9 protein-coding genes are annotated in these 13,493 nt (G+C 65.4%); 2 read left to right on the top strand and 7 right to left on the bottom strand.

Features of this window, described 5'->3' with window-relative positions; genetic code table 11:
* Positions 1–139 precede the first annotated feature (139 nt).
* Positions 140–922: an endonuclease/exonuclease/phosphatase family protein gene (locus C1A17_RS09520; RefSeq protein ID WP_101653626.1), complete on the top strand. Its 783-nt coding sequence runs from the start codon at positions 140–142 to the stop codon at positions 920–922.
* A 31-nt stretch (positions 923–953) separates the two neighbouring features.
* Here C1A17_RS09520 and C1A17_RS09515 read toward each other — a convergent pair whose 3' ends face one another.
* The 4 genes from C1A17_RS09515 to C1A17_RS09500 are packed head-to-tail and all read right to left on the bottom strand — an operon-like array spanning position 954 to position 5,331.
* A complete protein-coding gene (locus tag C1A17_RS09515; protein ID WP_101652769.1) occupies positions 954–2,438 on the bottom strand; it encodes a sodium:solute symporter family protein in 1,485 nt (494 codons plus the stop codon).
* Positions 2,435–2,656: a hypothetical protein gene (locus tag C1A17_RS09510; RefSeq protein WP_101652768.1), complete on the bottom strand. Its 222-nt coding sequence runs from the start codon at positions 2,654–2,656 to the stop codon at positions 2,435–2,437. The genes C1A17_RS09515 and C1A17_RS09510 overlap by 4 nt, the downstream gene beginning before the upstream one ends.
* Before the next feature lie 45 nt (positions 2,657–2,701).
* Complete coding sequence (locus C1A17_RS09505; protein ID WP_101652767.1) at positions 2,702–3,661, bottom strand: CobW family GTP-binding protein; 960 nt, start codon at positions 3,659–3,661, stop codon at positions 2,702–2,704.
* On the bottom strand, positions 3,658–5,331 hold the full coding sequence (locus tag C1A17_RS09500; RefSeq protein WP_101652766.1) for an amidohydrolase: 1,674 nt from the start codon (positions 5,329–5,331) through the stop codon (positions 3,658–3,660). The genes C1A17_RS09505 and C1A17_RS09500 overlap by 4 nt, the downstream gene beginning before the upstream one ends.
* Before the next feature lie 194 nt (positions 5,332–5,525).
* Between C1A17_RS09500 and C1A17_RS09495 the strand changes: the two genes are divergently transcribed.
* Positions 5,526–7,967 carry an ATP-binding domain-containing protein gene (locus tag C1A17_RS09495; protein ID WP_101652765.1) on the top strand — a complete coding sequence of 814 codons (2,442 nt, stop codon included), beginning with the start codon at positions 5,526–5,528 and terminating at the stop codon, positions 7,965–7,967.
* Positions 7,968–8,048: 81 nt separating this feature from the next.
* Here the strand turns inward: C1A17_RS09495 and C1A17_RS09490 are convergent, their stop codons facing one another.
* From C1A17_RS09490 to C1A17_RS09480, 3 genes are all read right to left on the bottom strand, one after another.
* Positions 8,049–9,218, bottom strand: coding sequence for an McrC family protein (locus C1A17_RS09490; protein ID WP_101653625.1), 1,170 nt, complete (start codon positions 9,216–9,218; stop codon positions 8,049–8,051).
* The gene (locus C1A17_RS09485; RefSeq protein ID WP_101652764.1) at positions 9,202–12,552 is read right to left on the bottom strand and encodes an AAA family ATPase; all 3,351 of its coding nucleotides are present in this window, start codon (positions 12,550–12,552) and stop codon (positions 9,202–9,204) included. The genes C1A17_RS09490 and C1A17_RS09485 overlap by 17 nt, the downstream gene beginning before the upstream one ends.
* 79 nt (positions 12,553–12,631) lie before the next feature.
* Entirely contained in the window at positions 12,632–13,378 is a 747-nt protein-coding gene (locus C1A17_RS09480) for an SAM-dependent methyltransferase (RefSeq protein WP_180953274.1), read from the bottom strand.
* Between the last annotated feature and the right edge of the window lie 115 nt (positions 13,379–13,493).

Genomic DNA, 13,493 nt, shown 5'->3' with positions numbered 1-13,493 from the left:
GGCTGATCGCAGGAGGACACGCCATGACCGCACCGCTCCGCCCGCACTTCGGCCAGCGTCCTCATCCTCGGCGGAGGTCGGCGACGTGACAGCGGACCGGGCGGCGGTCGGTCCGGTCAGGGCACCGCGACTGCACGTCATGACCTTCAACATCCGAAGGCGGATGCCTCACCTGCTGCGGCGCAGTCCGGATGCGTGGTCGCGGCGCAGGTCGCTGGTCCGCCGGCTGGTCGCAGCGGAGAGACCCACCGTGCTGTGCCTGCAGGAGGCGCTGTCCGACCAGACCGCGTGGGCGCTCGCGAGCCTCGGGGCCGACTATCGCGGCGTCGGCAGCGGGCGGGGCGCGGACGGCGGCGGCGAAGGCACCCCGATCGTTTACGACGAGCGGCGGCTCCGGCTCCTCACCTGGACGCAGCAGGCCCTCTCGGACACTCCGGAGGTGCCCGGTTCCCGCAGCTGGGGCAACGTGTTCCCGCGCATCGTCGTCAGCGCGGGATTCGCCGACCGCGAGACAGGGCGGCGATTCACCGTCCTCAACACCCACCTCGATCCCCTGTCGCCGCGCTCACGGCTGATGGCGGCCCGCGTCCTCCGGAGGGCGGTCGAATCGCGTGGCGAGCCCGTCGTGCTCACCGCCGATGCCAACGCGCACGTCGGTTCTCCTCCCTACCGGGAGCTCACCCGCGGAGGTCTGCTGCGCGACGCGTGGACCACAGCGGACCGGCGCCTCACCGAGAACTGGGGCACGTATTCGAACTACCGATCGCCGAGGAGGGGCGGCCGCCGCATCGATTGGCTGCTCGTCAGCGGAGGGATCACCGTGGAGGCCGCAGCGGTCAACGCCGCACGCTTCGGGGGAGCAGCGGCCTCCGACCACGAACCGGTGCAGGCCGTCATCCGCCTCGGCGCCGGCAGCGAATGACCGCAGCGACCTCGGGGCCCTGGGCGTGGCCTCAGCCCGCCTCGGGCTCCGCCGGCCGCCGGGCCGGGTCGTCGTCGAAGAAGCGGGCGAGGGTCGCCTCCGACGCCGGCTTCGTCATGAACGAGACGATGACGAGGATCGGGACGTTGACCGCGAGTCCCCAGATGCCCGCGTGCACACCGAGCGGGTGGACGAACACGAAGGAGAAGAGCACGGTGACGAGGAACCCGGCGACGAGTCCCGCGATCGCGCCGGCGGCGGTGGCGCGCGGCCAGAAGAAGATCCCCATGAGCGTGGGGAACAGCTGGCTGATGAACCCGTAGCCGATGAGCAGGATGTAGACGAGGCTCGCCGGTTCCATGATCGAGATCGGCGCGATGACGAGGGCCATGATCGGGAAGATCAGCCACCGGGAGATCCTCCCCGTCCGCGTGTCCGAGAGCTTGAACAGCGGCTGCAGCACGTCCTTGCTGTAGGTCAGCGCGGTGGCATGGATGTTCGGTTCGCTCGAGGACATCGACGCCGCGAGCGTTCCCGCGCCGAGCAGGCCGGCGACGACGATCGGCATGTTGTCGACGGCCAGCTGGATGGCCACCTGATCCGACTTCGCGATGTCCGGGTACTCGAAGATGCCGATGAAGCCCACGATGATCATCGGGATGAGGACCAGGTAGTAGAGCGGCAGGTAGGTCGTGGCCTGGCGCAGACCGCGCGCCGAGCTGGCCCCCATCCACGAGATCCAGTGCGCCTGCCAGATCGAGAAGAACGAGATGAGGATCGAGCTCGTCCAGAACGCGTAACCCATGTCGCCGAGCGCACCGGGGAGGGTGAGGAACTCCGGTGCCTCGGTCTGGAGGCGCTCGAAGATCGGGCGGGCGTCGAATCCGCCGGTGAACCAGTTGACCGCCCACAGCCCGACGAGCCAGGCCACGACGAACATCAGCGCGCCCTGGAAGGCGTTCGTCAGGCCGATGGCGCGCAGTCCGCTGCGGAACAGGTAGATCGAGATCACCGCGAGGGTGACGATGACGCCGAGCCAGATCGGGACGAGGCCGAAGCTCATGACATTGAGGATGTAGGCCGATCCGATCGTCTGGAGGACCGCGTACGCGATTCCGCCGATCGAGCCGATGATCGCGGTCAGCCCGCCGAGGAGCTTGCTCTCGTAGCGATCCGCGATCGCCGAGGACTGCGTCGTGTGACCGTGCCTGCGGCCGAGCTCCCAGACGCGCGGACCGAAGTACCACGCGATCATCGACATGTACGCGAGGTAGACGACGACGTAGAGCGCCGGGACGCCCTTGTCGTGCGCCCAGCCGGGCGATCCCATGAAGGTGTAGGCGCTCACGCCGCCGGCGGCGACGAGGAGGTAGACGACGATCGGCCCCATGCTGCGGCTGCCGACGCCCCAGCCCTCGGTGGTGTTCATGTCGTGGCCGCGCCCGGCGCGGAAGCCGATGACGACGGCGATGACGAGATACGCGGCGGTGATGGCGAACGGGATGTACTGCGTCATGACCGATCACCGAGGAGGAGATTGACGGCGACCATCGCGGCGGTCGTGAGGAACAGGATGACGATCGACCAGAACAGCAGGACCGGGACCCCGAGGATCAGGGCCGGGCTGTTGAAGAGGGCGATGATCGGCCAGATGCCGACGATCACCACTGCGATGACGATGGCGAGGCTGAGCCAGCCGCGGCCGCTCCTGGGCCACCGGACTCTCATGTTCATGGTCGTGCTCCTTCTCGACGTCGGTGCTGGGTGGTCACTGGTGATTCAGGGGGCGAGCCGTGCGGGTTCACGGGTGAGCGCGGCGAGCTGTGCGGCGGCACGCTCCGCGACGGCCGCGGCATCCGGGCCGGCTGCGATGAGGACGATGGCCGAGGTGGTACCGGCGGCTTCCCGGGCGGCGTGCGGGCGGACCTCGACGCGTCCGCCGGCGAGCTGGACCGCGTATCGGATCCCGTCCGCGGCGAGCACCGTGCCCTTGGCGCGCACGAGGTCCCCGGACAGCACCGCGAGGTGGGCGGCGAGGCGCTCCGGGTCGACCGGCTCCCGGTACTCGACGGTGGTCGAGGAGTGCAGGCCCGCGTGGTCGGCCGCTGCGGCGGGGCCTCCGGGGGCCTGCGGCGCAGGCGCGATGTCGGGCACTTCTGCGGCGAAGATCTCCCGCAGGGTCGTCGACGGGTCGGCGGCGTCGCCGAGGTGGATCGGGGTCGACGGTGCTGTCTCCAGGCAGGCAGCGACCGCATCTGCGACCTCCGCCTCGGTGGCGAGGTCGACCTTGGTCGCGAGGAGGACCTCGGCGGCGGCGACCTGGGCGCGCACGACGTCGCCGACGTACTCGTCGTGGAGGAGGCGGCGCGCGGACGTCCCGTCGACGCAGACGACGAGGGGACCGGCCGTGAGACCGGGGAAGCTGCGCCACCGGGCCATCCGCCCCGGGTCGCCGACGCCGCTGACCTCGCAGACGATGTGCTCGAGGTCGCCGCGAGCGGCCAGCGCGGTGAGCGTGTCGACCATCTCGGTGCTGATCTGACAGCAGATGCAGCCGTTCGTCAGGCTGATGGTGTCGCCGTCGGCGGAGGCGATGAGGTCGGCGTCGATGTTCACCGCTCCGAAGTCGTTGACGACGACTGCGGTCCGCCCGGGCAGCGCGCCGCGTAGCAGGGCGTTGATCAGGGTCGTCTTCCCGGCCCCGAGGTAGCCTCCGATGATGCTCAGCGACGCGGTCACGACACCGGGGGTTCCTGGGTGATCGCGCTCGCGTAGTGCCGTCCGCCGACCACCGTGCCGTACACGTGGATCCGCTCGAACTCCTCGGGAGCGAGGTCGAACGGGTCGTCGGACAGCACCGCGAGGTCGGCGTACTTGCCGGGCTCGATCGAGCCGACCTCGTGGTCCATCTTGAGCATGTAGGCCGCGCCGATGGTGATCGCCTCGAGAGCGGCGGCCGCGCTGATCCGCTCGTGCTCGCCCATGACGCGTCCCGACTGGGTGAGGCGCGTGATCGCGTGCTTCGCAGTGCGGAGCGGACCCAGCGGGGTGACCGGGGTGTCGGAGTGGATGCTCAGCGGCACGCCGAGGCGCGCGGCCGTCGCGGCGGCGTTGTTGCGGCGGGCCTTGTCGGGACCCATGGTGATGTCGAGGTGCTGGTCGCCCCAGGCCCAGATGTGGTTGGCGAAGATGTTGGCGCACGCGCCGAGGGCCGCTAGCCGCCGGTACTGGGCCGGCCGGGTCATCTGCGAATGGGTGCAGGTGTGCCGGTGGTCCCGTCGCGGGTGGGCATCGAGGACGGTCTGCAGGGTGTCGATGAAGAGCTGCACCGCCTGGTCGCCGTTGCAGTGGACGTGGATGAGCAGCCCGGCGGCGTGGAACGCCTCGAATGCAGCCCGGTACTCCTCCGGGGTGACGTTCCACATGCCGTTGGGCTGGTCCCCGTAGTAGCCGGGTTCGAGCACGCGGGCGGTGAATCCCTGGAGGGTGCCATCGAGCATGAGCTTGACGTTGCCGAACCGGAGGCGGTCCGTCGAGGTCTCCCTGAGCCGGACGATCCGCTCGACCGCCTCGGGCAGGGACTTCGACACCGGGCCGGCGCCGGCGCCGAAGTGGAAGACGTTGAGCCGGACCGGGCTGTCGGCGGGGACGCTGCTGCGGTACAGCTCGACGCCCTCGTCGTCCATGAGGATCATCGACCCGAGGTCGGTGAGAGTCGTGGTGCCGGTGTTGACCCCGTCCTGGGCGTACCGGCCGATGGAGTTCTCGTCGATCTGCAGGATGCTGCCGCCCTGCACGAGGTGGGCAACCAGGCCCATCGCCGCGAACTCGTGGAGCTCGCCGGTGGGTCGCCCGTCCGCATCCTTGACGACGCCCTCGACCTCCGTGGTCTCGTCGATCCCGCTCGCGCGCATGGCGGCGGAATTCACCGCGCACGCGTGCCCGCTCGTATGGGTGATGTAGATCGGGCGGGTGTCGGTCGCGCGGTCGAGCTCGGCGGCGGTGAGGGTCTCGCCGGGGAAGTAGATGGGGTCGAGGCCCCAGGCCATGAGGGTGCGGTCCGGGTCGGTGAGCTCGGCGGCGCCCTCGCGCAGGCGCTCGACGACGTCCTCGATCGACCGGCAGCCGGGCCAGAAGCGGCCGTCGGGATCGGTCCGGTCGACGTACCCGACATAGGTCCCCTCCCACACGGACCCGGTCCCGGCATGGCCGTGGGCCTCGACGAATCCGGGAAGCAGCACGCGGTCCGCGTAGCGGTCGTCGAGGGTGGCGTTCGGGTAGGCCATGAGCTCCTCGACCGTGCCGACGGCGCGGAACCGGTCGCCGCGGACGGCGACGGCCTCGGCAGTGGGGCAGGCTGGGTCCATCGTGCGGACCATGCGGGCGGGGAAGACGATCGTCGGTTCCATGTGTCACCTCGAGGAGAGCAGTCATCATTGCGGTCGGCCAGGGCTGTTGGGGTCCGTGATGCCGTTCACACTAGGCAGGGCCGTTGTGGGTTTCAAGGGTTGTCCGCATGACGGTGACGTGTCCGTGCCTCAGTGCATACTGGAATCAGGTGTTGCGCAATGCGAACTTTCAACGATGACTGAGGCAGGAACTCATGACCGTCGACTCCTTGGATAAGCCCGCCGAACTCGCGTCGGAGCAGAGGTATTTCGATGACGCTATGCGTCGCTATTCCGAGGTCCAACGCCAGAGTTCTCGTTCACTCCAGTCAGTGAGCGGCAACGCCGCAGACGTCAGAGCGGCGCGGAAGGCACTCAAGTCCGGGGATAAGCTGGGCGCTGAGGATGCAGTTGCGATCGGGCGTGTCGACTTTGAATCAGGGCCTCAGTTCTATGTCGGCAAGTCGGCTATTCGATCCGAGACGGGCGACATGCTCGTCGCGAGCTGGAAGTCCAAGATCGGTGGGCAGTTCTACTCCGCGACCCCTGAGGACCCGAGAGCGCTGAGTCGAAAGCGCACGTTTCGGACCCGGCGGAACGTCATCGAGGACTTCTCCGATCTCGTGTTCGCTCAGCTCGCCGAAGAGATCGCGGCTCTAGACAGCGGTGCGATCCGGATCGATGACGAACTCCTCAACAGTCTCGAAGCAGGTCGAACGGACACGATGAACGACATCGTGCGGACGATCCAGGCAGCGCAGTATGACGTCATCGCTCAGGAGCCGAGATCTCTCCTCGTGATCCAGGGCGGTCCCGGCACCGGAAAGACCGCTGTCGCTCTGCACCGTGTCTCGTGGTTGCTGTACAACCAGCCGGGTCTGCGACCGGAGGACGTGCTGGTCGTCGGGCCGAACCTCACCTTGATGAAATACATCGAGCAGGTCGTGCCGTCATTGGGCGACGAAGGAGTGCGCCATGCGGCTCTCGAACACCTGGTTCGTGATCTCGTCGTTCCTCGCAATGTCGAGCTGCCGCATGTTGCTCAGCTCAAGGGAGATGCTCGAATGCAGCACGTGCTGGCCGAAGGCCTCCGGTCTCGCATACGTGTAGCGGGCACTGCGCTGCGGGTAAAGCGGGCTGCCTCAACCGGCTATGTCGAGATCTCATCCGAGATGGTTCATGACCTGATCAAGCCCCTCTCGTACTTGCCATACGGGGAAGGGCGAGAACGATTCATCGAGGGACTCCGAGGTGAATGCCTCAGGGCTTCATCAGTCGTCAGTGGGGCGAGTTTCGAGCGGGAGTTCGACGCGGTCTCCTTCAATCAGCAAGTTGATCGAGTATGGCCGAGACTCTCGCCCCATCAGTTCCTCCGTGAACTGTTCGGTTCTCGAAATCGTCTCGCAGCCGCCGGTGGCCATGAGCTGAGCGAGGAAGAACTCGGCCTCTTGTACCGGCCGTCACGCCAGTACATCTCCGACGAGCCGTGGTCGATGGAAGACGCCTTTCTCCTGCATGAGGCGGAGGCGATGCTGTCCCCTGGCGAGCAACCGCAGTTCTCTCACATCGTGGTCGATGAAGCGCAGGATCTCAGCGGGATGCAGCTGAAGGCGTTGGCTCGGCGCTCTCGTGGAGGAGCGATGACGCTCGCCGGTGATATCGCGCAATCCACTGGGCCGTTCGCACGCAACTCATGGGCTGAGATCATGACCATCCTTGAGAAGGAGGGAGTCCCTGCATCGCGCCAGACACTGAGGCACGTCTATAGGGTACCCAGCGAAATCCTCCGCATTGCGGTGGCGCTTCAGAACGAGATCGCCCCGCAGCTGGATCCTGCAGAATCAGTGCGGTCGACTGGACGGGAACCTCGAGCGCTGAGCACATCGAGCAAAAACGTCTCGCGCATCGTCCTGGAGTGTGCTCGTGAGCATTCTGCAGACGGCTTGATGGTCGGGGTGATTGCAGCGGAGTCGATGTTCGATGCCATCGCCGACCATATGGACAGCCAAGACGTGCGTTACTCGATCGCGGAGAACGGTGCGCTGGGGGCGAGCATCAATCTCGTCCGGCCGGAGGCCGCAAAGGGCTTGGAGTTCGATGCCGTGGTGATTGCGGATCCCGATGGAATACATCGGCTGAATGAGTCTGGCAGCCGTTTGCTGTACATCGCGCTGACCCGTGCAACTGCTCGTCTCGATCTGGTCCTGCCCGAATCGCGGATTCCAGACCTTCTTCTACCGGTGATTCCCGAGATCGAACTGATCACGAGCCCCGGTGAGGGGGACGGAGATGAGGATTGGGAGCAACTCGGGGACGGAACCAGAGAACAGGACTTGGAAGCCGCCACGGTTGTGGATGCCCCCGCAGACAGCGCCGCGGGTGTGACTGAGATGATCGACGAGGAATCTGCGGCGAATGCAGTGAATGTCGATGGTGACAATTCGGTGGGGCTCAGCTCTGCGATCGGGATGGAGTCTGCAAAGGCCGACACAGCTATCGGATCGGTGCCCTTGTCCCTAACCGACCGGATGGTTGACGCAATTGCCGAGGTCATCGTGGGTGAACTGCACGGCATCGTAGCCCCGACCGAGGTCCTTCGAGTGGCGCAGCGGGTTGTCGCCAAGCTCGACCAGGACAGCCGAGGAGACTTCTCGTAGGGGAGCGGCGGAGGTGATCGGCCGATGCGAGCAGGTCCAGTCCGCGGTGAGGGCTGAATGTGGGGCGAACGGGCTCAGCACTCACCGGATCGAACGAGTCAGAGGCGCGTCAAGTACTGCGGTGCCCTGAAGAGGGTCGGCGGTGTTGAGGTCGATGGACTCGACGTTGATCGTCGCGCCCGAGCGGTCGATCTGATAGTGCAGTGGGGGCGCGCCGGTCCCGGCGTAAATCAGTGTTCCGACGTCGAGACCTGTAGCCGTGAGATAGGCGAGCATCTGGTAGATGTCATTCCGCTGGGCCGACCCGTCGTCTCCGCTCGACTTGTACTTGACGTCCCCAACGAACTGCCATTCACCGTGGCGGTAGACGCCGAGGTCGGGAATGAGTTGAACCTTGCGTCCGCTATCGAGCCAGAGCCGGCCCTTCCACGAGTCGGGGAACTCGGTGCTGCTCAGACGCCAGTGCTGCCGGAGTTTCGCCCGGACGTAATGCTCGACCACTGAGGGCATGTCGATGACGAATCCGGGGATGCTCGAGTTCCCTGATTCCGCTGAAAGTGACGATGCCGTGAGGACCAGCCGCGCGAGCTCGACAGCCTGTCGGTAGTGACAGTTCAAACGGGTCCAATCAATCCTCTCGGCTGTTTCGAGTGCATCGGGGCGCGGGGTGACATGCCGGAGACTGCGCCACGCTGCCGCGACCATCGATCGGGTGCTCGAAGAGAGCGTCGATGAGTGCTGCACACTGCGCAGAGCCGCTCTGAGAACTTGGTTCTCGGGAATGTCCTCGTCCCGCACTTGGATGGTCGACGGAATCGGCAGCGGAAGAGGCGAGCGAATGTACCGCGCTACATCGAGGCGACCCTTGACGTACGGCAGATTCCTATCGGCCGACCGATACGACTGGTGGATTCCGCGCTCCAAGGTTCGCAAGCATGAACGCGCAAAGAGAGCCGCGAGCGCATCGACGATAGAGGTGCTGCTCAGCCCGTGTGCGTCATTCTCCTGCCAACCAAGAGACCGGGTCGCGAACTCGATCATCTCCAGAACGCGCACGACCGGCAATTTGGGCGAGACGATGACATCCGTCGAAGGAAGGTGAAGGACTCCGATCCGGGATCCCGGCCTGATCCGTACCCGTCCGTCCTGAGCCGATTCGACGGTTGCGCCGAGTACCCGGGCCAGGACCTGCTGCTCCTCCCAGGGGAGGAGCACAGCTTCGCTGAGCTGGTGCTCAGTCAGCCTCAGCATCGCTCTCCGTGTCTGTCACGACCGCTTTGAGCGCGTCGAACGTCAGTGGTGCCAGACGGTCGGGTTCGCCGTAGAAATGCTCTTTCAGCGTCGGCATCACCGTGAACTCCCATGCCTGTCGCGCAGACTCCTCACTGAGGTTCGAGTGCAGGAAGTGGCTCGGACCGATCGCCTGGTCCGGGTCTGCGATCCTCGAGTTGGCGAGGTCCAGGAGCTCCGGGAGCCATTTCAGGTCGGGAGCATGCTGTTCGGTCCACGATATGAGCACCTCATCCATCGGCGGTTCCCCGGGTCGGAGATCGCGAATGGCGAATCGGCGACGCAGCGCCGAGTCGACGAGCGTGATGGAGCGATCCGCGGTGTTCATGGTTCCGATGAAGAAGAGGTTCTCGGGAATCGAGAATGAATCGCCGTAAGTCATCGTGACGCTCCGGTTGCGATACTCGAGGAGGAAGTACAGCTCGCCGAACACCGCGGGGATGTTCGCTCGGTTGAACTCATCGATGACCAAGGCGTACGAGTGCGCAGGATCGCTGGCCGCGCGCTTGGCAAGTCTGAGTAGAGGCCCATCGGTGAGCGCGAAGCTCGTCGGCTCATCGGGGATCGGCCTCAGCCCCTGCACGAAATCCTCGTACGACGTGCCGGGATGGAACTGGACGAGTGTCACGCGTTCGGCGCTGCCGGTGAGGAACTCTGCGATCTCCTGCGCCATATACGTCTTGCCGGTGCCCGGTGGGCCCTGAAGGATCATCTGCCGCTTGCTTTGGAGCAGGTCCCTGGTGAGCTCCAGCCACGCGTGCCCGGCCTCGGAAGCAATGTGGAGAGCTTCAGCCAGTTCCGTAAGAGTCCGAGGTCGGTCGGGTGGGCTGGAGGGTGGCCCTGGAGGGCGGTTCTGGTCATCTGCATTCTCAGTCGGGGATTCGTAGTCGTTGTTCGGCGGGTGCACGATCATCCGACCGGATCGCCAGTCGACGAACCGAGTGCGTGTTTCGGCACTCCAGTCGGTTTCCACCGGGTCGAGTTCGATGAGCCGATGCGCCAGGAGTGCGGTGGTACCGCGATCGAGGTCCGAACCGCCGGTGTGCTGTATCGCCGCACGCATGACATCGACCTGCTGGCAATAGAGGTTGTAGATCTCTCCGAGAGTGGCCGATTCGGCAGGAGAGGTGTGGCCGATGAGCGCATCGACGGCGCGGGTGCTCGACTCGAATCGCACCGGCAGCTCGGGGTTGAGTCCTGATAGGACGAGCGAGACTTCTTCGAGGAACTGGTCCTTCTTGGCGGCGGGAGGTTCGATAGCTTGCTCGAGACGATCGATCCAGCGTGCCGGACCGTCGGTCCGGGCTTCTGCGAACACCGCGCGGGCCTCGTCCGGGTGCGAGTCGACCCAGTCGGTCAGGAGCGGACTGGACTGGCCGGTCTCCTCGAAGGTGCGGGCGAGGAGGTCGGGCAACGTCTCGTCCGATTTCGACTGATCGAACAGTTTCGCCGTCCAACTGAGATGCGCGACATCCTGACTCGAAATGAACCCTGGAGTCTCCGCACAGAGGAACGCCCACGAACCCCAGGCTTCCTGTGCAGCGTTCAGATCGCGCCAGAGGTAGCGGTATGGGTATCGGTAGAGGTTGATCTCATACCGGTCGCCGTACCGGACATTCGGTTCGAGGCTGCTCAGGGCGTTCTCGCCGGTGTCGTCATCGGCTACATCAAAGCTCTTCGCGATCTGTTCGCGATCATCGCGACTCGAGCTCGCCAGGGCATGGTGCGGGAAGAACATGTGCTCGAGCAGGAATCGGAGCGACCATGCCGTCGTGTCATCGATGGTCCCGAGCACCGTTTGAAAGGTGCGCCAATCGTTGAGAGCTCCACGGCGCTGGGTCTCCGGCAGAGCGCTGATCGCCTCGACGAATCTGATCAGGTAGCGGAACATCACCCACCTGTAGGTGTGGTACCCGGTACCCACTCGTGCGATTCCGGACTCCAGGGCGGACTGGAGCGCATCTGGGACGCTCACTGCGTCCTGCCGCCAGCTGCTGATCTCGTCCACCGCGGTTCGCTTGGTCCTCGACTTGATCGACGAGGTGTGTACCGGGAGGAAATAGATGAACAGGAGCTCGGCCGCGAGCTGGACGCTGCTAGTCGGTTGATCTGCGACCTGGGAGGCCAGTTTTCCGAGGAAGGTCCCCGGACCGATGTCGGGCTGCTCAATGAATCCGCGAACGAGTCCTCGCACTGCCTCCGTGTAATCCAGAGGTGCGTCGGTGAAAAGAGAAGTCCCCTCAGTGAGTGCGCGCTTCCATCGATCGGCGGCCGCGTAAACCGGTTGGGCAGATGGTGCCGACAGGCGGAAGGATCCGGTCGGTTCGACTTCGGGTTCCGGCGCCGGGGGCTGAGGGAGCGAGTAGCGGGCATAGTACGGGTCGCTCAGGAACAGATCGATGTCCTGTGCCTCGTCGTCGAAGATGAAGTGTTCGAGTTCGCGCGCGTATCGCCTATCCGTGCGCAGCTTCCACACGCTCGATTGGTGGGTGTAGAAGTACCAGTCCCGCGGAGCGAAATCCCGGTCCCAATCGACGACCGCATGCTCTGCACGAGTTTCGCGAATCAACCCTCGTGCTTTGATGCGCATGACCGAGACGGGTATCCCATGGTTCTCGAACGGTAAGCCGTTCGACTGCGTGAAGCTCGCCTTGATGGCGATCCTGTCGCCGGAGCGCATGTCGGCCGCCGCCCCGGTGAGGCCGTTGTGGAGCGACCACGTTCCGGCCTCGATGAAATCCGCAGTGCGGTCCTCGCCATTGATCGTTGCACCCACGACCCAGGTCCTACCTGCCGACGGGTCGGGCACGGGGTGTGGATCCGTCACGAATCCGATGTGCCCCTGGGCAAGCTTCTCGAAATACGGTACCTCCTGATGGATCTCAGACAGAGTCCCAATCGATCTAATCGCATTCCGGACTCCCGGAGGAAGTTGCCTGCGGGGGATGTCCACCTGCATCCATCGAACGGGCCGGCGGTGCTGATGGTCGGTCGCGTGTGAATCGAAGTAGTAGTCACCCTTGATCTCACCGATCCGTAGAATCGGCCGCGAGCCGCTGGGAGCGACGACATAGTCGCCTACCTTGACCTCATGGGCGAATCGATCGAGAGTCGAAGCCCAAGCCGAGATGGTTCGGGGGCGTGCGTCAGGGTACAGCTGGTCAAGCCGTTCCGATATCGATTGCCGTTCCAGATCGCGGAGATCGGGCGTTCCGGCCCAGCCGACCGATACGAATCCTTCGTCGACGAGTTCCTCATCGAAGTGATCGTTGCGCAGGAGCCAGAAGCGTTCCATTGAGACCCTCTCGAAATCGGATGCGTCTACGCCATCCTAAGCGGCTGAGGTGCGTCGCCGGGTGAGCTCACCCCACCCCTCACCCCGCCTGCAGGACGAAGAAGATGTACGAGTAGTACTCGCCGAACCGGTCGTACATCGCCGCCTCGTCGAGGCCCGAGTCGAGGAAGGCGTCGACTTCCGGATCCCGCCCGTACTCCGTGCTGAACGCCTCGGTGCGTTCCCGAATCGGGGTGTAGTATCCCTCCGTCCATCCCTCGGGCGGGAGGACGAAGTGCTCGATGCAGGTGTAGCCGGCCTGATCGATCGCGGCGAGCTTCTCCTCCACGGTGCCGATCCCGGGGTATCCCTCGGTCCAGTAGTCCTCGATCTCCTCCGGCCGTTCGTCGGTGAGCCAGCACAGCTCGGACACGACGAGGGTCCCTTCCGGTGCGAGGAACTGCTTCCAGTACTGCAGACCGTTCTCGAACCCGACGGTGTACGCGCTGTCCTCCGACCACAGGAGGTCGTAATGCTCCCGAGGCAGATCGAGATCGATCATCGACGCCTCGAGCGTGGCGATCCGGCCGGCGATCCCGAGCTCCCGCGCCCGCGACTCCAGCTCCTCGAGGAACTCCGGCAGGATGTCCACGGCGGTCACCCGCGCTCCGGTCTCCTGAGCGAGGACGAGCGACTGCGCCCCGGTCCCGCACCCGAGGTCGAGGATGCGCCGGACCTCGGTGCTCCCGGGCACCGCCGCGAGGGCGCGCCGGGTGCTGGCATCGGTGCCCGGCCCCTGACGCCGAGCCCGCCGGTGGAACTCGATCATGTAGTCGGGGATGCTCATGGCGTCCATGCTTGCACGCACCGCGGACGCGGCGGTGCCGGCGTGCACCGAAATCGACACATTCGCGTACCGGGATCGGCACTGCGCCTCGGGAGCCGCCGCCGGCGCTCCCCGA

Source organism: Brevibacterium ihuae (genome assembly GCF_900184225.1).
Taxonomy (GTDB): Bacteria; Actinomycetota; Actinomycetes; order Actinomycetales; family Brevibacteriaceae; genus Brevibacterium; species Brevibacterium ihuae.
Note: the sequence above shows the minus strand (reverse complement) of the source record. Positions and strands in the feature narration are given on the sequence as shown.

Bases quoted from the DNA above. Each gene is read 5' to 3' on its own strand.
- C1A17_RS09520 (WP_101653626.1), top strand. From the start codon at position 140: ATGACCTTCAACATCCGAAGGCGGATGCCTCACCTGCTGCGGCGCAGT.
- C1A17_RS09515 (WP_101652769.1), bottom strand. From the start codon at position 2,438: ATGACGCAGTACATCCCGTTCGCCATCACCGCCGCGTATCTCGTCATC.
- C1A17_RS09510 (WP_101652768.1), bottom strand. From the start codon at position 2,656: ATGAACATGAGAGTCCGGTGGCCCAGGAGCGGCCGCGGCTGGCTCAGC.
- C1A17_RS09500 (WP_101652766.1), bottom strand. From the start codon at position 5,331: ATGGAACCGACGATCGTCTTCCCCGCCCGCATGGTCCGCACGATGGAC.
- C1A17_RS09495 (WP_101652765.1), top strand. From the start codon at position 5,526: ATGACCGTCGACTCCTTGGATAAGCCCGCCGAACTCGCGTCGGAGCAG.
- C1A17_RS09490 (WP_101653625.1), bottom strand. From the start codon at position 9,218: ATGCTGAGGCTGACTGAGCACCAGCTCAGCGAAGCTGTGCTCCTCCCC.
- C1A17_RS09485 (WP_101652764.1), bottom strand. From the start codon at position 12,552: ATGGAACGCTTCTGGCTCCTGCGCAACGATCACTTCGATGAGGAACTC.
- C1A17_RS09480 (WP_180953274.1), bottom strand. From the start codon at position 13,378: ATGAGCATCCCCGACTACATGATCGAGTTCCACCGGCGGGCTCGGCGT.